General features: G+C 39.5%; 21 protein-coding genes. 13 read left to right on the forward strand and 8 right to left on the reverse strand.

Annotated elements, in window-relative coordinates; all coding sequences use genetic code 11:
• Positions 1-67: 67 nt before the first annotated feature.
• The 4 genes from BVH02_RS12940 to BVH02_RS12955 all read left to right on the forward strand — a co-directional run bounded on the left by BVH02_RS12940 (position 68) and on the right by BVH02_RS12955 (position 6,167).
• Entirely contained in the window at positions 68-1,435 is a 1,368-nt protein-coding gene (locus BVH02_RS12940) for a TolC family protein (RefSeq protein WP_223271748.1), read from the forward strand.
• A gap of 108 nt (positions 1,436-1,543) precedes the next feature.
• Positions 1,544-2,596, forward strand: a complete 1,053-nt coding sequence (locus BVH02_RS12945; RefSeq protein WP_086501869.1) for an efflux RND transporter periplasmic adaptor subunit — start codon at positions 1,544-1,546, stop codon at positions 2,594-2,596.
• Between the two features lie 3 nt (positions 2,597-2,599).
• On the forward strand, positions 2,600-5,758 hold the full coding sequence (locus BVH02_RS12950) for an efflux RND transporter permease subunit (protein ID WP_086501870.1): 3,159 nt from the start codon (positions 2,600-2,602) through the stop codon (positions 5,756-5,758).
• Between the two features lie 178 nt (positions 5,759-5,936).
• Complete coding sequence (locus tag BVH02_RS12955) at positions 5,937-6,167, forward strand: acyl carrier protein (protein ID WP_086501967.1); 231 nt, start codon at positions 5,937-5,939, stop codon at positions 6,165-6,167.
• A 1,428-nt stretch (positions 6,168-7,595) separates the two neighbouring features.
• Here BVH02_RS12955 and BVH02_RS12965 read toward each other — a convergent pair.
• Together BVH02_RS12965 and BVH02_RS12970 are read right to left on the reverse strand one after the other, a co-directional pair.
• A complete protein-coding gene (locus BVH02_RS12965; RefSeq protein WP_086501872.1) occupies positions 7,596-9,965 on the reverse strand; it encodes a S9 family peptidase in 2,370 nt (789 codons plus the stop codon).
• 27 nt (positions 9,966-9,992) lie between these two features.
• Positions 9,993-10,328 carry an Hpt domain-containing protein gene (locus BVH02_RS12970; RefSeq protein WP_086501873.1) on the reverse strand — a complete coding sequence of 112 codons (336 nt, stop codon included), beginning with the start codon at positions 10,326-10,328 and terminating at the stop codon, positions 9,993-9,995.
• Positions 10,329-10,507: 179 nt separating this feature from the next.
• On the opposite strand from BVH02_RS12970, the gene BVH02_RS21575 reads away from it, so the two are divergent.
• Entirely contained in the window at positions 10,508-10,666 is a 159-nt protein-coding gene (locus tag BVH02_RS21575; RefSeq protein WP_169712841.1) for a hypothetical protein, read from the forward strand.
• A 71-nt stretch (positions 10,667-10,737) separates the two neighbouring features.
• Entirely contained in the window at positions 10,738-11,385 is a 648-nt protein-coding gene (locus tag BVH02_RS12975) for a DUF7255 family protein (RefSeq protein WP_086501874.1), read from the forward strand.
• 134 nt (positions 11,386-11,519) lie between these two features.
• Here the strand turns inward: BVH02_RS12975 and BVH02_RS12980 are convergent, their stop codons facing one another.
• Together BVH02_RS12980 and BVH02_RS12985 are read right to left on the reverse strand one after the other, a co-directional pair.
• Positions 11,520-12,137 carry a deoxynucleoside kinase gene (locus tag BVH02_RS12980; protein WP_086501875.1) on the reverse strand — a complete coding sequence of 206 codons (618 nt, stop codon included), beginning with the start codon at positions 12,135-12,137 and terminating at the stop codon, positions 11,520-11,522.
• Between the two features lie 4 nt (positions 12,138-12,141).
• The gene (locus BVH02_RS12985; RefSeq protein WP_086501876.1) at positions 12,142-13,032 is read right to left on the reverse strand and encodes a 3-hydroxyacyl-CoA dehydrogenase family protein; all 891 of its coding nucleotides are present in this window, start codon (positions 13,030-13,032) and stop codon (positions 12,142-12,144) included.
• A 175-nt stretch (positions 13,033-13,207) separates the two neighbouring features.
• On the opposite strand from BVH02_RS12985, the gene BVH02_RS12990 reads away from it, so the two are divergent.
• Complete coding sequence (locus BVH02_RS12990; RefSeq protein WP_086501877.1) at positions 13,208-14,044, forward strand: CvfB family protein; 837 nt, start codon at positions 13,208-13,210, stop codon at positions 14,042-14,044.
• Here BVH02_RS12990 and BVH02_RS12995 read toward each other — a convergent pair.
• Positions 14,022-14,396, reverse strand: coding sequence for an arsenate reductase family protein (locus tag BVH02_RS12995; RefSeq protein WP_086501878.1), 375 nt, complete (start codon positions 14,394-14,396; stop codon positions 14,022-14,024). The two genes, BVH02_RS12990 and BVH02_RS12995, sit on opposite strands and share 23 nt — an antisense overlap.
• A gap of 104 nt (positions 14,397-14,500) precedes the next feature.
• On the opposite strand from BVH02_RS12995, the gene BVH02_RS13000 reads away from it, so the two are divergent.
• Both BVH02_RS13000 and BVH02_RS13005 read left to right on the forward strand, forming a co-directional pair.
• Complete coding sequence (locus tag BVH02_RS13000; protein WP_317045431.1) at positions 14,501-14,995, forward strand: YkgJ family cysteine cluster protein; 495 nt, start codon at positions 14,501-14,503, stop codon at positions 14,993-14,995.
• A gap of 46 nt (positions 14,996-15,041) precedes the next feature.
• Complete coding sequence (locus BVH02_RS13005) at positions 15,042-15,974, forward strand: ROK family protein (RefSeq protein ID WP_086501879.1); 933 nt, start codon at positions 15,042-15,044, stop codon at positions 15,972-15,974.
• On the opposite strand, the gene BVH02_RS13010 is transcribed toward BVH02_RS13005, so the two are convergent.
• Both BVH02_RS13010 and BVH02_RS13015 read right to left on the reverse strand, forming a co-directional pair.
• Positions 15,955-16,341, reverse strand: coding sequence for a hypothetical protein (locus BVH02_RS13010; protein ID WP_086501880.1), 387 nt, complete (start codon positions 16,339-16,341; stop codon positions 15,955-15,957). The genes BVH02_RS13005 and BVH02_RS13010 overlap by 20 nt on opposite strands.
• Before the next feature lie 44 nt (positions 16,342-16,385).
• A complete protein-coding gene (locus BVH02_RS13015; RefSeq protein ID WP_086501881.1) occupies positions 16,386-17,576 on the reverse strand; it encodes a sterol desaturase family protein in 1,191 nt (396 codons plus the stop codon).
• A 115-nt stretch (positions 17,577-17,691) separates the two neighbouring features.
• Between BVH02_RS13015 and BVH02_RS13020 the strand changes: the two genes are divergently transcribed.
• From BVH02_RS13020 to BVH02_RS13035, 4 genes are all read left to right on the forward strand, one after another.
• On the forward strand, positions 17,692-18,186 hold the full coding sequence (locus BVH02_RS13020) for a DNA topoisomerase IV (RefSeq protein ID WP_086501882.1): 495 nt from the start codon (positions 17,692-17,694) through the stop codon (positions 18,184-18,186).
• 22 nt (positions 18,187-18,208) lie between these two features.
• The gene (locus tag BVH02_RS13025) at positions 18,209-20,110 is read left to right on the forward strand and encodes a DNA topoisomerase IV subunit B (RefSeq protein WP_086501883.1); all 1,902 of its coding nucleotides are present in this window, start codon (positions 18,209-18,211) and stop codon (positions 20,108-20,110) included.
• Positions 20,111-20,204: 94 nt separating this feature from the next.
• Positions 20,205-22,829, forward strand: coding sequence for a DNA gyrase/topoisomerase IV subunit A (locus BVH02_RS13030; protein WP_086501884.1), 2,625 nt, complete (start codon positions 20,205-20,207; stop codon positions 22,827-22,829).
• 14 nt (positions 22,830-22,843) lie between these two features.
• Complete coding sequence (locus BVH02_RS13035; RefSeq protein WP_086501885.1) at positions 22,844-23,545, forward strand: TrmH family RNA methyltransferase; 702 nt, start codon at positions 22,844-22,846, stop codon at positions 23,543-23,545.
• Here BVH02_RS13035 and BVH02_RS13040 read toward each other — a convergent pair.
• Positions 23,542-24,147 carry a hypothetical protein gene (locus BVH02_RS13040; protein WP_086501969.1) on the reverse strand — a complete coding sequence of 202 codons (606 nt, stop codon included), beginning with the start codon at positions 24,145-24,147 and terminating at the stop codon, positions 23,542-23,544. The genes BVH02_RS13035 and BVH02_RS13040 overlap by 4 nt on opposite strands.
• Between the last annotated feature and the right edge of the window lie 122 nt (positions 24,148-24,269).

A 24,269-nucleotide genomic window follows, 5' to 3' on the forward strand; every position in this document is an offset into this window, starting at 1 on the left:
TTTGAACATTTAGTTCATAAAAAACAGAACCAACTATATTTATTATAACCAACTAGTATTCAACGACATGTTAAAGAAGTATTTAATTTATGCATTTTTCTTATTGGCTCCAGCTATGGCTATGGGCCAAGAATCGGTGCAGGAATTTAGTCTCCCTGATACGCTTACACTGAAGGAGAGCATTCAGATTGGTTTGGAAAATAACCGAACCCTGAAAAAAGCGATTTTAGACGAGGAGAAGGCCAAGTATCAGAGAAATGAGATCAGAGGAGCAGGTCTTCCACAGTTCTCTGCTTATGGTCAGTACAACAATTTCTTGGATGTATTCCCTCAGGCAGTACCAGGTGGTATTTTCGGTGGAGATCCAGGAGATATTCAAGTGATCTCGCTTGGCGTACCTCAGTCACTCAAAGCTGGCTTCCAATTGAACCAATTGATTTTTAGTAATTCCTATTTAATTGGTTTGAAAGCAGCCAAAACTGGCGAAGAGTTTTACCGCATTTTGGCAGAGCAATCCGAAGAGGATGTGATTCACGAAATTTCCATGAATTATTTAGGCGTGATTCAGCTAGAACTTCAAAAGGAGAATTTGCTTGCGAATATCAACCAGCTTGAAAGTTTGGAGAAAATCCTCCAAGCGCGATATGACAATGATCTAGCGCGAAAAGTAGATCTAAACCGAGTTAAGGTGAACCTGACTTCAATTAAATCTGAGCAAGAAAACCTAGATATCGCAATCTTTCAGCAGGAAGGTTACCTCAAGCTATTGATGGGGATTCCGGTGGATACAGAGATCAACCTAGATCATTCTGTTTCAGATATGGACCAGAAAGTGAAGAATTTCCAAGTAGGTGATTTCAATATTTTCGATAGAAAAGATATTCAAGTGCTTGGTGTGCAGGAGCAGTTGTACGAGTATGAATACAAGAATATCAAGGCTGCAAATCAACCTCAGTTAGTTGGATTCGCTGATTTCAACAAGAATGCTTTCTCTAATAACTTTGATTTCCTCAGCCAAAATAAAGTATGGTATCAGGGGTTCCTGATCGGGGTAAAATTGGAGATACCAATTTTTGATGGAATGCAGACCAAATACAAAGCTGCACAATCAAGAGTTAGTGCACAGCAATTGAATTTAGATCGCCTTCAGCTGGAAGATGCTGCTGATTTGGAATATAAAAATGCGATTAACAAGTACTACAATTCTTTAACTACGCTTGCTTCTCTGGATAGCAACCTGGATTTGGCTGATGAAGTGATGAAAGAAACTACCCTGCTGTACAAAGAAGGATTAAGCCCTTTGACGGACTTGCTAGATGCAGAGACCACGCAGAGACAAGCACAAGCTAACTATAACAATCAAATCATACAGGTGAGAATTGCACAACTGGAGATTCTTAACTCTTCCGGCAAGATCACTAACCTTTTACTGTAAAAAAAAACTCAAACCAATGATGAAATCGAGCATATCCTATGCCTCCCTGATAGGGATATATGAACTATGCGAGATTTTCTTAACCGACTTAAAATATATCATAATCAGATGAAAAAAATACTAATCATAGCTCTTCTATTAATAAGCGTAGGTGCTGTAGCTTTCACGCTTTACAATAATAAAGAAGAAATGAATGAAGCTGCCACGCTTGCCATGAAATCCAGTGAATATATCTCTGTGACTGTGGAAAAGGTGGAAGAAAGGACAGTAAATAGAAACTTTGAAGCAAACGGGATTTTTGAACCTTCTCAGGAATTGAAGTTAATGGCTGAAACTTCTGGAGCGATTGTGAAGATCCAGCGAAGAAAAGGTGACTATGTGAGAAGGGGAGATTTGATCGTACAGATCGATGATCGATTGATCCGCTCTGAATATACGATTGCAAAATTGACTAGAGATCAAGCTGAGAAAGACTTGAAACGTTTTGAAAATCTCGCATCAACAGATGCGATTACGAAAAAGCAATTGGAAGAAAACGAAAATGCGTTCAAAATCGCAGATGCTCAACTTTTAGCTTTGAAAAAGAGACTGGATGATACGCAAGTCACTGCTCCGATTGCCGGTTTTATCAACGAAGACTATTATGAATTGGGAACTTTGGTTAGCCCAGGAATGCCTTTGGCAGATATCATCAATAAGAATCCTTTGAAGCTATCTGTGAATGTGACTGAAACTGAAATCTCAAAAGTGAAGAAAGGTGACGAAATCGCTGTGCGGGTGAACGCTATGTCCGATCAAGATTTTACTGGTAAAGTACATTTCATCTCTGATATGGCTGATGCCTCTTTCAAGTACCAAGTAGAACTGATCATGAATAGCAAAAATCAGGATGAGATCAAGCCAGGGATGTTTGGAACTGCTCAGTTCAAATTTTCTCAGGAAGAGATGGTGTTGATGATTGATAGAAAATCTATTTCAGGAAGTTTGAAAAACCCAGGAGTTTACCTGATCAAAGACGGTGTGGCTGTCTATCAGTCTGTGAAAATCCATCCCTTAGATGACGGCTCAGTTGAGATTTTGGATGGCTTGAAAGCTGGTGACGAAGTGATCGCTTCTGGTCTGATCAATGTGAAAGAAGGAACAAAAGTCAAAGTTCAGTAAGCTATGCAAATCACTAAAATATCAATACAACGGTCCACCATGGTGGTCGTATTGTTTACCGTATTGACCTTGCTGGGGATCTTTTCCTACACGCAGTTGTCCTACGAGCTTTTGCCAAAAATGGAAACCAATGTGGTAACCATTTCTACGATCTATCCAGGTGCAGCACCTTCAGAGGTGGAAACTTCTGTGACTAAGAAAATCGAAGACGCCGTCGCTTCTTTGGAAGGGATCAAATCGATGAATTCAATTTCTCAAGAAAGTGTATCGATCATTACGATCGAGCTAAATGCTGGAGAAGATGTGGATTATGCTATGCAAGATGCACAACGAAAATTGAATGCGATTTTGGGAGATCTTCCTGAAGATGCAGATCCACCAAGTTTAGGCAAGTTCGATTTGGATGATTTGCCGATCATGCAATTGGCGGTTTATTCAGATTTGAATCCTTCCGAGTTTTATGATTTGCTGAAAAATAAGATTCAGCCATCACTAGCTCAGATCAAAGGTGTGGCGCAAGTGAATATGCTGGGCGGTACCGAGCGTGAAATCAAAGTAAACCTGGATAGGAACAAGCTGGATGCATACGGGATTTCTCCGATCGCTGTAGCTCAGACAATCAATGCAAGTAATCTTGATTTTCCTACAGGAAGATTGAAAGATAATGAAGGCCAGGTTTTGATTCGTCTTGCAGGAAAGTTTCAGACTATTCAGGATATAGAAAACCTCGTGATTGCCTATCGTACAGATGAGTCACCGATCCAGTTGAAAGAAGTTGCTGAGGTGGAAGATTCCTACAAAGACGATGATATACTTACAAGACTTAATGGTAAATCAGCTATTGGTCTGACCATACAAAAGCAGTCTGATGCCAATGCGGTGGAAGTTTCTGAGGTTTTGGTTAACGAGCTTCAAATTTTAGAGCAGACCTATTCTGCAGAAGGAATTTCTTTCCAGATATCTCAAAATACTTCAGAGTTTACCTTAGAGGCAGCGAATCACGTGATTACAGATTTGATTATTGCGATTGTTTTGGTGGCTTTGATTATGCTATTATTCCTACACAGTATTCGAAATGCAGTCATCGTAATGGTGGCAGTTCCGGCATCTATTGTAGCAACATTCACGGTGATGTTCTTGGCAGGCTTTACGCTGAACTTGATGTCATTGCTGGCCCTTTCACTTGTCGTAGGTATTCTAGTCGATGATGCGATTGTGGTAATTGAAAATATTTATCGTCACCTAGAGATGGGTAAAACCATTGCTCAGGCATCTTATGATGGTGTTCGAGAAATTGGTGCTACGGTAGTTTCGATCACCTTAGTTATAGTAGTAGTATTCGTGCCACTTGCGATGACAGGAGGGTTGATTGGAGGTATTTTGGCACAGTTTAGTATTACAGTGGCTACGGCCACGCTTATCAGTTTGCTTGTAGCATTTACTTTGATTCCGCTACTAACATCGCGATTTTCCAAGTTGGAGCATTTGGATAAGAATTCTTTCTTTGGAAAAATTGTCTATGGCTTTGAAGCTGGTCTTGACGCTTTCGTGGATTGGATGCTGGACATCCTGAGATGGGGATTTGCGCATAAAGCAGCATTACTGGGATTGACTGTACTGCTCTTTATATCTTCTTTCTTTTTGGTGATCAAAGGTTTTATTGGATCTGAGTTTGTTTCCGAAGGAGACAGAGGAGAATTCTTGCTAAGGCTAGAACTTCCAAAAGATGCAACGCTAGAGCAGACCAACTTTAAGACGCGTGAAGTTGAAGATTACCTAAGAACACTACCTGAGGTCACGGAAGTATTCACTACCGTAGGTGTGGCGAGTGGCCAGTTTACTGGTTCTCAATCGTCTCCATTTACTTCTGAGATTTTGGTGAAATTGGTGGGTCCAGAATTCAGATCTTTGTCTGGTCCCGATTATGCAAGAAATCTAGAGAATTATCTAGAAGAAAATATCACAGGAGCAGAATATACAGGCGTTCCTATTTCGATCATGGGTACTGCAAATGATGCACCAATTCAGGTGATCGTTTCTGGTCCAGATAAGGATTCTATTCGAATTGTTTCAGAGAAAATAGAGGCGATACTAGTGGGTTTGAAAGGCACACGTAAAATACAGAGTTCTTTGGAAGAAGGTAATCCAGAAATCCGAGTAGAGGTTGATCGATACAAAATGAATGAGCTTGGACTCTCCATGGATATGGTCGGTGGGACGTTACAGGTAGCTTTCAACGGAAATGATGATTCTAAATACACTGATGGTGACTACGAATATGACATTCTCGTGAAGCTGAATGAGTTCGACCGTAAGTCAATCTCTGATGTGCAAAACCTAACTTTCCTCAATAGAAATGGAAAATTGGTGAAGTTGGAGCAGTTTGCTAGCGTGAACCAGTCTGAAGGGGCAACCAAGTTGGAGCGGAGAGATAGAGTTTCTTCTGCAAAAATTACTGCACAAGTTGCCGGTGTGCCTTCTGGTACTGTAGGTGCTGAATTGACCGCCGCCATAGATGCGATGGATCTTCCTCAGCAGGTACAGATCAACTACGATGGGGATATGAAAAATCAAGCTGAAGGTTTCGGGTCCTTGGGGCTTGCGCTAATGGCATCGATCATTTTGATTTACCTAATCATGGTAGCTCTATATGATTCATATGTGTATCCATTGGTTGTAATGTTCTCACTTCCTATGGCATTGATAGGAGCTTTGTTGGCTTTGGCATTGACCAAAGGCACACTAAGTATTTTCTCTATCATGGGTCTGATTATGCTGATGGGATTGGTAGCTAAGAATGCGATCCTTCTCGTCGATTTCACAAATCAGCTGAAAGAAGAAGGAGTAGAAGTGAAAGCTGCACTTGAGAAAGCCGTGAAAATCCGATTCCGTCCAATTTTGATGACTACCATTGCGATGGTAATCGGTATGATGCCAATTGCTTTGGCTACGGGTGCCGGTGCTGAATGGAAAAACAGCTTGGCATGGGTGATCATCGGTGGATTGCTTTCTTCCATGTTCCTGACCTTGATCGTTGTCCCTGTGATTTACTATCTATTTGACAGATTTATGATGAAAATAGGCAAAGGGGAGAAGAAGCATATAGAACTAGAGGATACTAATGTGGAGGATTTTGAATCTGAAGCAGCCGCGTACGTCTAGGTGAAAAAAAATGCGACTGAAGACTGGAGACGGGTGTCCGAAGTAACCTCAATACTAGGTTTTTGCAAACCTATTTTGCTTCTCATTATTTAGTAGAAGAGAGAAAAAATTGAAAATGATAAAAAAACAACCCTTGCTAGTCTGCAAGATTAGCAAGGGTTTTAAAATCTATAATCACATGAAAAACATTACTGATTTACGGAAAATCTCTAAAGTCTTCCAACAATATGGAATTGACATTTCAGGAAAAGAAAAATACGCTTCGTTCGAGAAGGATCTCAGGATGGACAAAGTTTTTGTTTCAGGTTTGATTTTCGAGTTGGAATACGAGCTCCACCGAGAATTGGAAGATGATAAAATTGCTGGTATAACAGCTCCAGCACAAGTTATAGAGTTGTTGATGAGTTAATTGACAACATTGTAGAGGCGAAAAATCTTTAGCCCCCTACGATCGAAAAGAGTCCCACATGTTCGGGACTCTTTTTTTTTAGAAAAATGTAGGACAAGACTGTCAGTTCAACCCTTTCAGGGTTGTCGTTTCCAATCTTCATATCACTGTCCACGGGTTGCACCCGCGGCTATTGAAAGGTTCGACCAGTTCCTGGTCATGATTTTTGTTAATAATAGGTTGGAGATTTTGTAAAACTTTTATGATCCTGAAGGGATCAAACTTCTGAATAACCATGGGTGCAATCCATGGTTTGAACGATGGCGATTGATCTCACCGACATTGAAGGTGGTCGAACATAGGTCAGTTCAACCCTTTCAGGGTTGTCGTTTTCTATCTTCATATCATTGTCCACGGGTTTCACCCGTGGCTATTGAAAAGTTCGACCAGTTCCTTGTCATGATTTTTGTTAATAATAGGTTGGAGATTTTGTAAAACTTTTATGATCCTGAAGGGATCAAACTTCTGAATAGCCATGGGTGCAACCCATGGTTTGAACGATAACGATTGTTCCCACGACCCTGAAGGTGGTCGAACATATGTCAGTTCAACCCCTTCAGGGTTGTCGTTTTTGATCTATATATCACTGTCCACGGGTTTCACCCGCGGCTATTGAAAAGTTCGACCAGTTCCTGGTCATGATTTTTGTTAATAATAGGTTGGAGATTTTGTAAAACTTTTATGATCCTGAAGGGATCAAACTTCTGAATAACCATGGGTGCAACCCATGGTTTGCAATGATGACGATTGATCCCACGGACTCTGAAGGTGGTCGAACATATGTCAGTTCAACCCCTTCAGGGTTGTCGTTTCTGATCTATATATCACTGTCCACGGGTTTCACCCGCGGCTATTGAAAAGTTCGACCAGTTCCTGGTCATGATTTTTGTTAATAATAGGTTGGAGATTTTGTAAAACTTTTATGATCCTGAAGGGATCAAACTTCAGAATAGCCATGGGTGCAACCCATGGTTTGGAACGATAACGATTGATCCCACGACCCTGAAGGTGGTCGAACATAAGTCAGTTCAACCCTTCATATCACTATCCACGGGTTGCACCCGCGGCTATTGAAAGGTTCGACCAGTTCCTGGTCATGATTTTTGTTAATAATAGGTTGGAGATTTTGTAAAACTTTTATGATCCTGAAAGGATCAAACTTCTGAATAGCCATGGGTGCAACCCATGGTTTCAAAACAACGACAAATGTCCCACGACCCTGAAGGGGTCGAACATATGTCAGTTCAACACCTTCAGGGTTGCAACTCATTGCACCAATCAAGATGATGATGCCTGATAGAATACATACAAAAAAAATGACTGATCGGATGACCAGCCATTTTTACATTTATGGATAAGCGTAGTGGCGAAAAATCTTTCGCCACTACATTATTCTTCTATCAAAGTCTGATTAAACAACTTCAGAATACGCTTGTATTCATCTGTCCAAGAGCTGGGCTCTACGAATCCGTGGTCTTCTACTGGGTAGATCGCCATTTCCCAGTTATCTTTTCCTAACTCTATAAATCGCTGTGAAAGTCTCACCACGTCTTGAAAGTGAACGTTCACATCGACCATACCATGGGCCATCAGTAAGTGTCCTTCAAGGCCTTCGGCAAAGTAAATAGGAGAGGATCGACGGTAGGCTATTGGATCTTCTTCTGGAGTATTCAAAATATTGGCAGTGTAACCGTGATTGTAATGAGCCCAATCAGTTACTGAACGAAGAGCCGCACCTGACTTGAAGGTTTCTGGGTTATTGAAAAGTGCCATCAAAGTAATGAAACCACCGTAGCTACCACCGTACAAGCCAACTCGCTCAGGATCTACTCCATGATTAGCAACCAAGAATTTTACTCCATCTACTTGATCTGAAAGATCTTTTCCGCCCATATGACGATAGATACCAGTTCTCCAGTCTCTACCATATCCTGCAGATCCACGGTAATCAATATCCAATACGGTATAGCCCAAATCTGTCAACAAATTATGGAACATGTATTCTCTGAAGTAACTGCTCCACCATTTGTGGACGTTCTGCAAGTAGCCTGCCCCATGGACGAAAACGACAGCTGCGCCATTACTTTTGGCTGGGTCTGGGGTGTAAAGTCTGGCCGGGACCTGAGCGCCGTCTTCTGCAGTAAATCGTACTAATTGTGGATCTCTCCAATTATAGGCTTTGAATTCTTCACTTTGACCTGAGGTGAGTTGCTCGGCTTTGGCACCCACTTTATTCTCTTGGAAGTAAAGCTCAGCAGGCTTGTTACTATATGAGTAAATAATGGCTAATTTTTTCTCATCAGGAGAAAGGGAAACTTCATTATTGCCTGTCATGGAAGTAAGCTTCTGCATTTTACCTCCCATCAATGGCATCTTGTAGAAATGACGCTCTCCAGGATCAACTTCGGAAGTAGTCAAGTACCATGATTTTTTGTCTTTTGACATAAATGGACTGAACACCTCATAGTTTCCGGAGGTTAATGGTTTCTTTTTTCCAGTCGTTACATCCAATAGATAAAGGTGTGAATAGCCACTTTCCTCTGACTGAAAATAGATATGCTTGTTGTCAGGTAACCAGCCTAAAGTTCCTCCAAAAGAAGATCTTCCAATGCCAGGTCCAGAAATCCATGCTTCGTCACGTTGACGGTCTAGCGTGTTTAATTTTCCAGTCTCTAACTCTATAGATGCAATCCATCGATCTTTATTATCTACCGAGCCAATGTTTATAATTGCGTTTTTTCCATCAGGAGAAAAATAAGGGCTGGAAAACATCACATCTCTTTCCTTTTCTTCCCAAGTTTTATCAGGGTAGTCCTTTACATAATCAGGAAGATCTTTGATGCCAGTCAACTCAGACGCGCTGATGAAATAAACTGTATCCCGTTGTAAATCATAAATCCCGACCTCGGTTTTTGTAGGTTCATTACCCACCTTAGATCTAGTTTTTAGATCGGTAGTAAATCCAGATGCGTCCACATAGTCAGGAACGATTGTATTTTTATTGCTGGAAGAAGTATAAAGAGTGAAGGTTGCGAATTTACCGTCAGGAGATATTTGCAGATTCACGGGGCTTTTTCCTTCTGTATAATAGGTGAATTCCTCCTCTGCTGATTCACGATATGCTTCGCGATAATCACTACGCATTTTGCCATTTTCTTTGCGCTCATTTACCACGCTGAGAAGCTCTAAATTCTCAGTTTCCAGCCAGTTCACTTTTTCATCGTCCTTTTTAGATTTTTCTTTTGGCTTTGTTTCTGTGGAGATATTGGTAGCTTTTCGAAATGCTTTAGTAGTTCTATTTACAACATAAACATTACCCTTAGATACGAAAGAAATTTCTTGCTCATTAGCCATGAACTTCGGCTCATTGAAGTTCTCCGGCCATTCCATAAGTACAGAGGAAGTGTTGGAAGACATGTCCTCAAGCATTAGTTTTTTGTCCACTTGATAAAGACGCAGTGACTTATCAGCATTGAATTCTTCTGAACTGCGTTCGTTTTCTTTCATTTCTTTCCAGCCAACTTTAGAAATAACTCCTTTTTGTGCCAAGGCTAATTTATATAATGAGTCAGCTGGATCCTTGTCACGATTGTATCTGAAGTAAATCGATTGTGAATTATCACTCCAAGATGCTGAAGAGGGGAAAGTTCCCATCCACATCGGATCTCGCATGATGTAATCCACGCTTAAAGTTGATTGCGCCTGAGCTTGCAAAAGGACAAGGCATAGCAAAGGCAAAAACAATAATTTTCGCTGCATATTCTTATGGGTTGGTTTATTCTGTATTTAATTAAGAGTTTCAAGAAACTGATTGAGCTCAGTTTCGATATTTACAAGGTGAGTCTGTAGTTTTTCATTTAATCTTGTGAAGTCTTCCACATTGCGCTCCATTTCTTCTAAAATCTTTCGTGTTTTTAACGCTCCTATGTAACTCATACTAGGTTTTGATTTGTGACAGCGTTTCTTAATGGAAGTGAAATCATCTTGCTGATGGAAAGTTTCCAGTTCCTTCAAATCTTTTACGTTGGTTGCTAGAATTATTTGAATCATCTCTTTTATCATCTCAGGATCATCATCGCCGAAATACTGATAAATCGATTGCTCACTTATATATTGATTCATGTATGGGGTAAATGTCGGTAAGTTGTAAAAGTGGATTTGGTCTATCTTCCTAAAATTAAGCACAATTTCCAAAAAGTATAATTTTAGGACAAGGTCTTTCAATATTTCATTAACAATGGCCACAGATCTCCTATGATTGGTTAATTTTGCATGTGATAAAATCAGAAAATTAGTACGGAATGCCTAGGAATAAAAAAATGTTTTTGATTCTGTTTGTGATTTTTATGTTGATCATGTGTTATATCGGTTACGATATTTCGCAGAGAACTACTTTCCCTGGCTCCAAAGGTAATTTGGAACAGAGAATAGGAAATGATCTAGAGAAGGGTGGTAAATAATTCCCCTCTTGTCATTGCGGTACAAATGGATTTCACGTATTCGGTAGCACTACCGAGCAAAAACCAACTCAATGGATAACTTAATGACCCGACAGCTAGACCTCATTTTACGTGAGGGCGATGTGGATTTCGAGCGGGATTTTGATTTAGAAATAGAACCTAATTATTTGGATCAAAAAGGTCAGAAATGGCTTGCAGAAATCTTTACAGATCTGGGAGGGATAGGCGCGATACCTCTGTTGCAAAAGTTAAAATTTGACTTTAAAATCAATCGAAACCTGTTTGTATATGATGCGGAATATCACTTTAATAGGTATAGACTACTTACCTTTAGATCAGATCTTTATTCAGAACTTAATTTCCCATTTCTTGAGACTCAAAAAAGACTTTGTAGAAGCTACGAAAAGGAATGTCTAAAAGTAGGGATGCAGGAAAGAATTTGGAGTGGAGCTCCCATTGCCAAGCATAGTTTTGGAGAGGCAAGTGAGCCAGGAGATTTCTCTGGAAATGGTGCAATAGGATGGAAGCTCTCTGCATACAACGATGCTCAGTTTGATTTGCAGACACGAATTCATGGTTATAAGTTATTTCGGATCACACCCTATGAAACGCTTATGACTGGAGGTTCTCTCAAGCGACTGGATCAGTTGCTTATCAACCCAAAAGAAGAGCAACGCACGATGCTTTTAAATTGGTTTATAAGGAAATATCAGTCGTAAATTTTAATGGCCGAGGCCACGCAGGATTTGCAGTGGTTAAAAAAAATACCATATAGCCACCTAGAGATCATAGAAATGTATGCTGTGATAATTAGGTGAACTATATGGTATTTGCTTTCCTTTTTCTTCACCCACTATGCAAACAACCCGAAAATCTCTCGTTCTACTTTTTCAACTACAAAGGAAAAATCCGCTGGGTTCTCAACGAAGTCTAGATTATTGACGTCAATAATCAACAATTTCCCTTCTGTATAGTTAGCAATCCATTCTTCGTAGTGGGTATTTAGGTTTTTTAGATAATCTATTCGCATCGTTGTTTCATAGCTTCTACCGCGCTTTTCAATCTGCCCCACGAGCTTTGGGATATCTGCTTTCAAGTAGATTAATAGATCTGGAGCTTTCACATGAGCAACCATGCTATGGAATAGACCCTGATAATTTTGATAATCGCGCTCCGTTAGTAATTGACTTTTATGCAGATTGGCTGCGAAAATATAGGCGTCCTCATAGATAGTTCTATCCTGAATCGTTGGCTTTTTACTCTCCTGAATTATCTTTATTTGATTGAATCTTGAGTTGAGGAAATACACTTGTAGGTGAAATGACCATCTTTCCATATCTCCATAAAAGTCAGAGAGATAAGGGTTTCCATCTACAGCTTCAAATTCAGCTTGCCAACCATAATGTTTGGCAAGTTTTTCGGTAAGCGTAGTTTTACCACTCCCGATATTTCCAGATACAGCGATGTGCATTTATTTATTTTGTAAAGCGTGGAGAAACTATTAAATCTTTGCTTCCAGGGGTATATCTGTAAAATCCTTCTCCAGTTTTAACCCCTTTAAATCCAGCTTCCACCATATTGACTAGTAGGGGACATGGAGCATACTTAGGGTTTCCAAAACCGTCATGCAGTACTTTTAAAATTGATAGGCAGACGTCCAATCCTATAAAATCTGCCAGTTGTAAAGGTCCCATTGGATGCGCCATACCGAGCTTCATCACCGTGTCAATCTCATGTACTCCAGCGACTCCTTCAAAAAGCGTGTAAATCGCCTCATTGATCATAGGCATTAGAATTCTATTTGCCACAAAGCCAGGATAATCATTCACTTCTACCGGGTCTTTGGAGAGATTAGCCGATAAACTCATGATTTTCTTAGTTACCTCATCAGAAGTCGCATATCCACGAATCACTTCTACTAGCTTCATCACGGGTACTGGATTCATGAAGTGCATTCCTATCACCTGTTCTGGTCTTTTAGTGACTGCAGCTATTTTGGTAATCGATATGGATGATGTATTACTAGCCAGAATTGCATGCTCTGGACTGAATTGATCGAGTTTTCTAAAAATATCCAACTTGAGATCCATATTCTCAGTAGCAGCCTCTACAACCAAATCAGCGGATCTTATGCCATCTTCTAATTCTGTGAATAATTGAATCCTACCTAAAGCAGCGTTTTTATCTTCTTCAGAAATCAAGCCCTTACCAACTTGTCTGTCTAGATTTTTGGTGATTGTAGCCAGCGCTTTGCTTAAAAATTCCTGTTTGATGTCGATCAAGCTGACATGATATCCATGCTGTGCAAAAACGTGAGCAATACCATTACCCATCGTTCCTGAACCAATGACTGAGATATTTTTCATAAGGAAGTGATTTACTTTTAAGTTAAAATTTGGGTGAATTGAACTGATTTGAGCAGTTGAAGAGACCAAAGCTACTCTCGACTCTCACCAATTCCAATTTTTTAACTTTCGTTTCCTGACTTTGTTTGTCGCAAAACTTCAGTTTCAAACTGCGATTAATACCTACCTTTGTTCTATGAAAGAACTCGGTTTAATTTCAAAATTACCCATCAATAGATTTACTGACTTCGGAGCTTATCTGGCTTTGGGTTCAGGAGAGGAACTTTTACTTCCAAAAGGCTACCTCCTTGGAGAGGAAAAGGAAGGGGACCTGATTGAAGTATTTGTTTATACTGATAGTGAAGATCGTCCAGTAGCGGTAACGCAAAAGCCACTTGCGCTTTTAGATGAGTTTGCCGTATTGGAAGCTAAGGAAGTTACATCCTTTGGAGCATTTGTAGATTGGGGCTTACCAAAAGATCTTTTTGTGCCAAAATCTGAAATGGGTAAAAACATGGAAGTTGGACAGAAATACTTAGTGAAGATCTGCGTCGATTTTAAAACTAATCGCTTGATTGGAGTTAATAAGTACCGAGACTTCATGCGTTTGGCTCCATTTGACTGGGAAGAAGGAAAGGAATTAGAAGGAGTTATCTTCGAAGAAACAGATCTAGGATTTAAGGTTTTGATAGACAATGAGTACGAGGGATTACTTTTCAAAAATGAAGTTTTCCAACCTATTGCACTTGGTGAGAAGCGTAAGGTGTATGTAAAAAAGAACCGTGAAGATGGGAAATTGGATTTACAACTACTAGCGCCGGGAAGAGTGAAATATGATGAAGGATCTGAAAAAATAATAGCTATTTTAGAATCAAAGGGCTTCTTGCCACTGCATGATAAATCTGCTCCTGAGGAGATTCAGGAGCATTTGAGCATGAGTAAGAAGCATTTTAAGCAGTGCATTGGACAGCTATATAAGGCTAGGATGATTCAAATCGAGCCAGATGGAATTAGGCTAAACGCCTCGAATTAAGCTTTAGAATATCAGTAGGAGTAATGCAGAGAATTGCTTTTTGACGAAGACTTGCAATAGGTGCTTTAATCAGGTTAGGAGACTTGATCAGAATATTTAGCCAGCTTTCGTCATCCCAGTTTTTTCCTGCAATATTCTTTTGATAATCAGGATGGGCTCTATTTAAAAGATCCTTTGCACGAAGGTTTAATTTGAGCAACAGGGTATTCCATTGAGTGGGAGTAAGCCTTTCTTTACTTAGGTCAATTGTATTGACAAATTGATAGATTGATTTGGCGTATGCAAGTGTTTGCTTATCTATTTGCTGTGAAGGTGAATGATAGAAATACAATTCTGAAGGGTGAGTTTTCATGATTATTAGGGTTTAGGTGATTAATAAGATACTGATAATCTACAGTTTAAAAAAGAATTATTTTTTACAAATGAATTTAAAACATCATTTAACTTCCAGATAAATTGAGAATAGACCTCAGAAATTTTGATAAAGAGAGTAAATCAGAATATTCTTCTAATCAAAAATTAAGAGCTAGGCTGAGAAAAGTAAAGCCAAAAGCCTTAGATGAAAGATTTGCGGAACTGCACGAGAAAGCTTTCAGAGAAATCAATTGTTTGGACTGCGCAAATTGCTGTAAGACGACGAGTCCTATCTTTTTGAATACAGATATTGATAGATTGGCTAAAGGCTTTCGGATGAAAAGCAGTGCTTTTATTGAAGAGTATTTGCATCGGGATGAGGAGGGGGATTTTGTGTTGAATTCCTCTCCTTGTACATTTTTGGGAGCAGACAATAAGTGTCTGGTCTATGAAGATCGCCCGAAGGCTTGTCGAGAATATCCGCATACTAATCGTAAGAAAATGCATGGTATTTTGGAGCTTTCTCTTAAAAATACACTTGTTTGTCCTGCAGTTTTCAAAATTTTCCAGCAGATTGGGGACGATTATAGGAAGTAATACTTTTCTTTTGCTTTTTTGAAACCATAAACCTATTAATAATACTATGCAAAATCAGGAAGCACACTTCCTTGGAGTGGATGTGGGTGGAACTCACTTAAAAATCGGTCTCGTAGATAGAGAAGGTAACATATTGGACTTTGAAAAAGAGAATACCACTCCATATAGAGATAGTCCTGAGGGGTTTGGGCCTACTTTTATTGCAGGATTAGAGAAGTATCTTCTTAAATATCCAACTGTTAAAAACGTAGGAATAGGTCTTCCTGGCTTAATATCCAAAGACAGAACTACAGCACTTGAGATCCCTGCTATTCCTGCCTTAAATGGTTTCAATTTGAAAGGTGGATTAGAAGAGAAGTTTCCGAAACATACATTTTTCTTAGAAAATGATGCCGCAGCTGCTGCTATTGGTGAGTTTTATTTTGGAAAGGATGATCCTGCTCAAAATTTCTTGTTTATCACCATGGGTACCGGAATTGGAAGTGCCTTGGTATTAGATGGAGAAGTATTCAAAGGCTCACGTGGCAACGCGATGGAGATGGGACATATGCTTTCTAAAGGAGCCGCAAGATTAGAGACACTAGTCGGAAGGCAAGGAATATTAAATATCATGTCTCGCCTCATAGATGCTTACCCTGAAAAGGCTGGAGTTTTGGTGGGAGCTGAATTAGGAACTCACTTACTAGTAGACACAGCAAAAGCTGGGAATCCTGTTTCTTTGATGGTGTTTGAGGAAGTTGGGAGGATTTTAGGAGAAGCGATTGTATCAGCTATCCGGATTCTCGATGTAACAGAAGTTTATTTTGGAGGTGGGATTTCTGCTGGATTAGAATTTATGATGCCTACGCTCGATCGTACGATTAAACAATATTTGACACAGTATTATGGCAAAGATTTGATTTTGAAAAAGGCAACGCTTGAAAATAATGCAGGAACGCTCGGAGCAGCGGCGCTCTGTTTTATGGGTTCTGGTTTGTAATCGTCACCTCAGAAACTTTACTTATTGCATTTAATCGAAAAAGAACTCTTAGGGGTTTTTTTTCGATTTCCACCCCATCGCAACCGTTACTAGGTTCCAGGAAATAGAAGAAAAAGGTCTGGCTTTTATCCACCAATTCTACGCGGTCCGGACGACCAAAGGTCTTGATCAAAGCTTGATTGTCAACACCTAAAAAAGTGTGCTTTAGCCGTTCTAATTCATCCAAATCTTGCATTCTCAAGCTTTTGCAGCCGTAGTGATCAGCTTTCCAGTTTTCCATATTCATACTTCCAGTATCTCGCTTGGAGCTGCAGGAAAAAGCAATAGAAACAGAAAGAGCCGAAAAGAGCAAGAAAGATTTATTCATGATTAAAGAGAAATTGAGGGGATTTGAGAATTAAGCTGCTGATTTCACCAGAGCCAAAAGAAGGAACCCAAGCAATAGACCGCTAAAATTCCGATTAGAATCGGCAAAGGTAGGAGAGATTGAATCAAGAAAAAGACGAGTCCTGAAAAAGAGATAATTCTTAATACTTCCTGTGGTAGGTACCAGATTCTCTTTTCAAATATTCCGGAGAAACTTACAGTGGTCCAAATGATTATTGTACTTACGAGTATTTTAGGCAACCAAGTGAAGCTATCAACTTGGAAGAGAAAGAATCCTGTCAGTAATAAAATTAAAAAGTACTGTGCAAAAATATACCAGTTCATAGATGCTGGTACTACGGTGTCGAATTTCTGATAATCATCCTCAACTTCCTGTGGAGCACGATATCCACCAAGTGAATCAGGTAACCAACCTGGCTTATAGAATAGATATTTAACCCGATCTGACCATTTCGGGATCATTTTGAGTTCATCTTTCATATTAGCATAATGTGCCAGATTTACCCATACTGGATTCCAGCTATTGATGGGAGTAGTGATGCCATAGGTGGGTTTTTCTTCCTCTTCTTGGAATGTTCCAAACCATTTGTCGAAAACGATAAACGTACCTGCGTGATTTTTATCGATGTATTTGGGGTTCCGTCCATGATGAACCCGATGGTGAGATGGCGTATTCATGAATTTCTCAAGAAATCCCATTCTATCTATCGCTTCGGTATGAATCCAAAATTGGTACAGCAAATTTATCCCTGATGCTAACACCAACATAACAGGATCAAATCCCAGTAAAGCAAGTGGGAAATAGAAGAAGAATGTCCAAATGGTCTGAGTACTACTTTGTCGAAGGGCTACAGAAAGATTGTATTCTTCACTGGAATGATGCACTACATGTCCACCCCAAAATAAATTGATCTCATGACTCATCCGATGTGCCCAGTAGTAGCAGAAGTCATACAAAAAGAATAATAGAAAAAACGTCCACACATTATTCGGAATGTGGTAGAACGCCAAGTTTTCGTAAATCAGCACATAAATACCGATGGAAAGGACTTTGATGAAAATTCCCGTGACCTGAGAGATTACCCCACAATTGATGTTAGTGATTGCGTCATTGAGCCGGTAGCCGGGATGTTTTTGAAATCTGAGGGTGATCATCTCTACAGCCATTAAGATGAAATACATCGGGATAGCGATCACTACTGGACTGAGGTTCATTATTTTGGGAGTTTTTGCGAAGCCACTTGTCAAAGATAATGATAAAACGAACAAGGATAAGTCCGATTCAGTTAGTCCAAATCCTTTATATTAGCGCATTCAATTCCCCTCTATTATGTATTACCGATTCGGAAAAGCCTTTTATTTCCTGAGTATTCTCCTCTTTATTTTCTTTTTATTATACTTCTATTCTGCAATGCCAGAGAATGTTAGCTATAATTTCGATGAAAATGGTTTATCTACTGAGAAGCTAAGTAAAGGTTCGTTCTTCTATGGAATGGTCGCAATTTTCATTCTTATGAATGTACTCGTTTTACTCCCGCCTAAACTACTTGAAACCAAAAACCACAAAGGATTGGTTAGAATTTTCCCCATCGGGGATAAGTTTCGAGATTATTATTTGGGATGGTTTTACTCATTTGGAGGTATATTGAATATGAGCTTAGGTATGTTGGTTTTATTTGTACATGCAATCAACAACCAATCTGAAATTGCAGCTAGTCAGTACAATTTCTTTTTTTACCTCTTCCCAGGACTACTCGTCGTCTGGGTAATAGGATTATTTGTAATCCTTGTCGGTAAATTCAATCAGGTTACAACTAAATCTTGAGCAGAATAGCACCCAATAGAATATGGCTGAAGAAGTAAAATATACCGAGGACAGTATCAAATCCCTTGATTGGAGGGAGCACATCAGACTTAGGCCCGGTATGTATATCGGTAAACTTGGCGACGGTAGTGCTCAGGATGATGGGATTTATGTCCTTGTAAAAGAGGTTCTGGATAATTCCATAGATGAGCATATGATGGGATATGGCCGAACCATCGAAGTGAAAATTTCTGAACATAAGGTAGAAGTACGTGACTATGGACGTGGAATTCCACTTGGAAAAGTCATTGATTGCGTATCCAAAATCAATACTGGAGGAAAATATGACTCTGGTGCTTTTCAAAAATCTGTTGGATTGAACGGTGTAGGTACCAAAGCTGTGAATGCACTTTCTGATTTCTTTAAAGTACAGGCTTACAGAGAAGGTGAGACTAAAGTCGCTGAATTCGAAAAAGGAATTCTGGTAAATGATGCGCCAATCGGTAAATCATCGGATCGTAACGGTACAAAAATAGTTTTCACGCCTGATGGAGGCATTTTCAAAAACTATCATTTCATCCCTGAATATCTAGAAAATCAGATTTGGAATTACGCCTATCTGAATGCTGGTCTTACGATCAATTATAATGGGAAAAAATACTTTTCTGACCGTGGGCTATTTGATTTACTTTCTAACAAAATTGACGAGGAGTCTCAGCGCTATCCGATTATCCACCTGAAAGGGAATGATATCGAAATGGCACTTACGCACTCTAATCAGTATGGAGAAGAATATTATTCATTTGTAAATGGCCAATACACGACTCAGGGAGGTACGCACTTGGCGGCATTTAGAGAGGCCTTGGTAAAGTCGATTCGAGAGTTTTTTAAGAAAGATTACGATGCTTCCGATATACGTCAAAGTGTCGTGGCTGCTATTTCAATTCGTGTTCAAGAGCCAGTTTTTGAATCTCAAACCAAGACGAAATTAGGTTCTCAATCTATTGGGCCAGATGGGCCAACTGTCCGTACGTTTATTAATGACTTTTTGAAGACTGATCTAGACAATTATCTTCACAAAAATCCGGCAGCTGCAGATGCTATACTTAAGAGAATCCTGCAATCTGAGCGGGAAAGGAAAGAGATTTCTGGCATTAAGAAACTTGCTAACGAGCGAGCTAAAAAAGCCAATCTTCATAATAAGAAGTTGAGAGATTGTCGGGTTCACTACGATGATCCAAAAGCCAATGAGGAAGTGAAGAATAATACCATGCTATTCTTAACGGAAGGGGATTCGGCATCTGGATCTATTACCAAATCTCGCGATGTGCAGACTCAGGCAGTTTTCTCTCTTCGTGGAAAGCCCTTGAACTGCTTTGGGATGACTAAAAAAGTGGTTTATGAGAACGAGGAATTCAATTTGCTTCAACATGCTTTAAATATTGAAGATGGGATAGAAAACCTTCGTTATCGTAAAATTGTAATCGCTACGGATGCAGATGTTGATGGGATGCACATTCGCTTGCTGATCATGACTTATTTCCTACAGTTTTTCCCTGACCTTGTAAAAAATGGTCATTTGTTTATTCTAGAAACACCACTTTTCCGAGTGAGAAATAAAAAGGAAACAATCTATTGCTACACAGATGAGGAACGTCAACGTGCCATTCATAAATTAGGCAATAAGCCAGAAATTACCCGATTTAAAGGTTTAGGAGAAATTTCTCCTGATGAATTTGGTGGGTTTATAGGAGAGGATATCCGATTAGAGCCAATCATTCTCAACAAGGAAACCAAAATCGTTGACTTACTGACTTTCTACATGGGCAAAAACACCCCGGACAGACAGCAGTTCATTATCAAAAATCTTAAGATTGAGAAGGATTTGGCACTGGAAGACCCAAAAGCTAAAGAAGATGAAACTGAGGAAGAAGCAGCTGCTTAGTTTTCATTTTTATCAGATACGTTGATTTCAATTGATAAAGATTATAGGTTTAGATGGCTTTGGCCATTAGCCTTTATTAATACAAGACTATAACATGAGTGACGAAAACAATTTGCCTGAGAAAGGAGACGAGACACTACACACTTCTGTCCCAGTGACAGGTATGTACAAGGAATGGTTCCTAGACTATGCTTCTTATGTGATTCTTGAGCGTGCTGTACCTGCAATTGAAGATGGTTTGAAGCCTGTTCAGCGCAGAATCATGCATGCAATGAAGGAGATGGATGATGGCAGATTCAATAAAGTAGCCAATATCATCGGACAATCCATGCAGTTTCACCCGCACGGAGATGCCTCTATAGGTGATGCCATAGTCAACTTAGGTCAGAAGGAATTGTTGATCGAAACTCAGGGGAACTGGGGAGATGTACGGACAGGAGACCGTGCAGCAGCAGCTCGGTATATTGAAGCTCGGCTATCTAAGTTTGCGTTGGAGGTGGTGTTTAATGCTCAGACTACCGACTGGCAGCTTTCTTATGATGGTAGAAAAAGAGAACCAGTTACGCTGCCTGTCAAATTCCCACTTTTGCTTGCCCAAGGGGTAGAAGGGATTGCTGTTGGCCTTTCCACTAAGATCCTCCCACACAACTTTATTGAGCTGATTCTAGCTTCCATAGAAATTCTCAAAGGAAATAAAGCAAATGTACTTCCTGACTTTATGACCGGAGGGTTTGCTGACTTCTCTGAGTACAATGAAGGACTACGAGGTGGTAAAGTTAAAGTTCGAGCTAGAATTGAAGAGGATGATAATAAAACTCTTATTATTAAGGATATACCTTTTGGAGTGACTACGGATACCTTGATTGATTCTATCCTAAAGGCAAATGATAAAGGCAAGATAAAGATCAGAAAAGTAGTAGATAACACAGCAAAAGATGTAGAGATCGCAATTCAGTTGGCACCTGGAGTGTCTCCAGATGTTACGATTGATGCACTATACGCATTCACTGATTGTGAAGTATCGATCTCTCCAAATGCATGTGTGATTATCAAGGATACGCCAGTTTTCCTTACAGTAAATGCGATCCTTGAGTACAATACAAAACAAACCAGAGCACTCCTTAAGCGCGAATTAGAAATTCGTAAAGCTGAATTGTTGGAGAAGTTGCTTTTTTCCTCCCTGGAAAAAATATTCATCGAAAATAGAATTTATCGCGACATCGAAGAGTGTACTACTTGGGATGAGGTGTTGAAAGCAATTGACCTTGGTTTGGATCCCTACAAGCCAGATTTTTACAGAGAAATCACAACTGACGATTTAGTACGGTTGACAGAAATTAAGATCAAACGTATTTCCAAATTTGACGCTTTCAAGGCAGATGAACTCATGAAGCGCCTACAAGATGAGCTGAAAGAGGTAAATCATCACTTGAGACATTTAACCGAATATGCGATAGCGTATTATGAGAATCTCCTTACCAAGTATGGAAAAGGGCGTGAGCGAAAAACTGAAATCAGGACTTTTGATGCAATTCAGGCAAATACAGTGGCTGCAAGCAATGCTAAACTATATGTGAATCGTGCCGATGGCTTTGTAGGCTTCAGTCTCAAAAAAGATGAGTTTATCTGTGATTGCTCTGATTTGGACGATATTATTGTAATCCGCAAGGATGGTGTATGTATGGTTTCCAAGATTCAGGAGAAGAATTTCATGGGAAAAGACATCTTGCACGTCGCTGTGTTTCGAAAGGGAGATGAGCGGATGGTTTATAACTATATCTATTTAGACGGTGCTACAGGTCGGGCGATGGTGAAACGTTTTCAAGTCTTGGCTGTCACACGGGATAAGGAATACTTGCTAACCAAAGGAAGTAAAGGAACTAAGCATCTTTATCTGACTGCAAATGCCAATGGAGAAGCAGAGATTATCACAGTTTATTTGACTCAGGGAGCAAAAGCTCGAGTAAAGGTATTTGACTTTGACTTCGCTTCCATAGAGATCAAAGGTAGGGGAGCTGGAGGTAATATCCTGACGCGATACCCGATCCGTAAGATTCAATTGAAGATGGAAGGTGTTTCTACTTTTGGAGGATTAAATATCTTCTATGACTCTATTGTCGGTCGACTTAATACAGATGAGCGAGGTACCTTGATTGGTAATTTTCTTGGCGACGACAGGATTTTGGTTTGCTACAAAAATGGTGATTATGAGTTGACGACATTTGAATTGACTAATAGATACGATGCCTCTAATATTGTTCTTATAGAGAAATTTAGTGCTGATAAAGTACTGTCTGCCATTTACTTTGATGGTGGAAGTAAAACCTATTATATAAAGCGTTTTCAGATAGAAACTACTACTTTAAACAAGAATTTCAATTTCATCTCTGATCATAAGCAATCCTATTTAAAGCTTGTTTCTACGGAAAAACAACCTCAAGCCCGTGCCACGCTGGTAAAAGGAAAAGAGGAAGAAGTGATGGAATATGACTTGGATATGCTGATAGATATCAAAGGTTGGAAAGCCTTAGGTAATAAGCTCAGTACCTACGAGGTGAAAGATTTGAACTTGATCGAGTCCAAAAAAGCTCCAGAATCAAAAGATACTGAGTCTGACATAAGTGATGAAGAATCGGATTCGGATGATGACTTAGAAATAGGTTCTACAATAGATTTGTCAATTAAGAAAGAAGATGATGAACAATTAGGGCTGTTTTAGTCCCTATTTTTTGTATGGAGAAAAGTAACTTAGAATCTATAGACCAAGGTTGGTTGGATTACATAAGCCAATACATCACTGAGAATAAAAAAACAGTAATGGAAAAGGTCCTCACCCAAAGGACTAGATTTATGACCGTGGTTTTGGAGGATATTTTCAAACCGCATAATGCCAGCGCAGTCCTGAGAACCTGCGATTGTTTTGGGATTCAGGATGTTCATGTCATCGAAAAGATCAATGCCTATAAGGTCAATCCTTTTGTGACTAGAGGAGCTTCTCAATGGATTGATCTACATAAGTATCATAATAAAGAAGGAAACGCAGTTCAGGATTGCTTTTCTGTTTTGAGGGAAAAAGGATACAAAATCTATGGTACTAGTCCATTACCTGGTTCGATATCAATTCATGACTTAGAACCGGATGAAAAGATTGCGCTGGTATTTGGAAATGAGCATGACGGAATAAGTGCTGAAGTACAAGAAAATGTGGATGGCTTAGTTCACATCCCCATGTTAGGCTTCACGGAGAGCTTCAATATTTCAGTAGCAGCTTCTATATCCTTATATGAATTGGTGAAAAAAGTGGAAAAGTATAACCACCCTGATTTCTATTTATCAGAAAACGAAAAGCAACTTTTAAGGATGAAATGGTTTAGATCCGTGGTCACACGACCTGACTTGCATGAAAAAGCGTACTTAAAAACCAAGATCGCTTAATTCTTCTTCTTAAATATGGAGTTGAATTGCTCATTCAAAGGGATTTTTTGAGACTTGTTTTTAGCTTTTTGTCGCTGTCTCTGCTTTTTCTTCTGCTCCTTACTTTTTACCAAAACCATTCGAGCTGAGATTCCCACTTGGCCTCTGTAAAACTCTTCACGACCAGCTATGTTGACATTCGGTTTGTAATCCAGAGAAATGACGGCATTTAACAGGGTGAGTTCTACTCCACCAATCAAATCCACACCTACAGTGCTATTTCCATACGTATGTAAAATTTGGTTGCTTTCAGGCTCTTTAACAAAGCTTTCTTCAACTCCGAAAGTGGCTCCAACGCCATAGTAATAGTTAAAACGTTTGGATATAATTGGACGGTGCTTTTCTAGTAATGCGGTGAAGGTAGTATTCAGTTTAAAGTCGGATTGAAGTATTCCTTCTACTGTAAGTTCTTTTGCAATTCGTTGCTGGGCAGTGAATCCTACTGTTCTGTAGAGATTGCTATTTCCAAATCTAAGTCCGACAGCAGTCCCATAGCGTTGAGCGTGGGATAAGGTAAGCGAAGCAAAAAAGAAAATAGAAATTAAAGAAAGTTGTATTTTCATAAACTTTATTAAAAGAAATGAATTTGGTTCAATAACCATTCCAAGAAAGTCATCTTTTCAATAGCCATATAATTTTATGAGATTAAAAGGGATTTAGGCTAACTTAGATTCTACCTGCCACT

Origin of the sequence: Algoriphagus ratkowskyi (assembly GCF_002150505.1) — a bacterium.
GTDB classification, from domain to species: domain Bacteria; phylum Bacteroidota; class Bacteroidia; order Cytophagales; family Cyclobacteriaceae; genus Algoriphagus; species Algoriphagus ratkowskyi.

What these genes read in the sequence shown, in the direction of transcription:
- BVH02_RS12940 (WP_223271748.1), top strand. Translation starts at nt 68, where the DNA reads ATGTTAAAGAAGTATTTAATTTATGCATTTTTCTTATTGGCTCCAGCT.
- BVH02_RS12945 (WP_086501869.1), top strand. Translation starts at nt 1,544, where the DNA reads ATGAAAAAAATACTAATCATAGCTCTTCTATTAATAAGCGTAGGTGCT.
- BVH02_RS12950 (WP_086501870.1), top strand. Translation starts at nt 2,600, where the DNA reads ATGCAAATCACTAAAATATCAATACAACGGTCCACCATGGTGGTCGTA.
- BVH02_RS12955 (WP_086501967.1), top strand. Translation starts at nt 5,937, where the DNA reads ATGAAAAACATTACTGATTTACGGAAAATCTCTAAAGTCTTCCAACAA.
- BVH02_RS12965 (WP_086501872.1), bottom strand. Translation starts at nt 9,965, where the DNA reads ATGCAGCGAAAATTATTGTTTTTGCCTTTGCTATGCCTTGTCCTTTTG.
- BVH02_RS12970 (WP_086501873.1), bottom strand. Translation starts at nt 10,328, where the DNA reads ATGAATCAATATATAAGTGAGCAATCGATTTATCAGTATTTCGGCGAT.
- BVH02_RS21575 (WP_169712841.1), top strand. Translation starts at nt 10,508, where the DNA reads ATGCCTAGGAATAAAAAAATGTTTTTGATTCTGTTTGTGATTTTTATG.
- BVH02_RS12975 (WP_086501874.1), top strand. Translation starts at nt 10,738, where the DNA reads ATGGATAACTTAATGACCCGACAGCTAGACCTCATTTTACGTGAGGGC.
- BVH02_RS12980 (WP_086501875.1), bottom strand. Translation starts at nt 12,137, where the DNA reads ATGCACATCGCTGTATCTGGAAATATCGGGAGTGGTAAAACTACGCTT.
- BVH02_RS12985 (WP_086501876.1), bottom strand. Translation starts at nt 13,032, where the DNA reads ATGAAAAATATCTCAGTCATTGGTTCAGGAACGATGGGTAATGGTATT.
- BVH02_RS12990 (WP_086501877.1), top strand. Translation starts at nt 13,208, where the DNA reads ATGAAAGAACTCGGTTTAATTTCAAAATTACCCATCAATAGATTTACT.
- BVH02_RS12995 (WP_086501878.1), bottom strand. Translation starts at nt 14,396, where the DNA reads ATGAAAACTCACCCTTCAGAATTGTATTTCTATCATTCACCTTCACAG.
- BVH02_RS13005 (WP_086501879.1), top strand. Translation starts at nt 15,042, where the DNA reads ATGCAAAATCAGGAAGCACACTTCCTTGGAGTGGATGTGGGTGGAACT.
- BVH02_RS13010 (WP_086501880.1), bottom strand. Translation starts at nt 16,341, where the DNA reads ATGAATAAATCTTTCTTGCTCTTTTCGGCTCTTTCTGTTTCTATTGCT.
- BVH02_RS13015 (WP_086501881.1), bottom strand. Translation starts at nt 17,576, where the DNA reads ATGAACCTCAGTCCAGTAGTGATCGCTATCCCGATGTATTTCATCTTA.
- BVH02_RS13020 (WP_086501882.1), top strand. Translation starts at nt 17,692, where the DNA reads ATGTATTACCGATTCGGAAAAGCCTTTTATTTCCTGAGTATTCTCCTC.
- BVH02_RS13025 (WP_086501883.1), top strand. Translation starts at nt 18,209, where the DNA reads ATGGCTGAAGAAGTAAAATATACCGAGGACAGTATCAAATCCCTTGAT.
- BVH02_RS13030 (WP_086501884.1), top strand. Translation starts at nt 20,205, where the DNA reads ATGAGTGACGAAAACAATTTGCCTGAGAAAGGAGACGAGACACTACAC.
- BVH02_RS13035 (WP_086501885.1), top strand. Translation starts at nt 22,844, where the DNA reads ATGGAGAAAAGTAACTTAGAATCTATAGACCAAGGTTGGTTGGATTAC.
- BVH02_RS13040 (WP_086501969.1), bottom strand. Translation starts at nt 24,147, where the DNA reads ATGAAAATACAACTTTCTTTAATTTCTATTTTCTTTTTTGCTTCGCTT.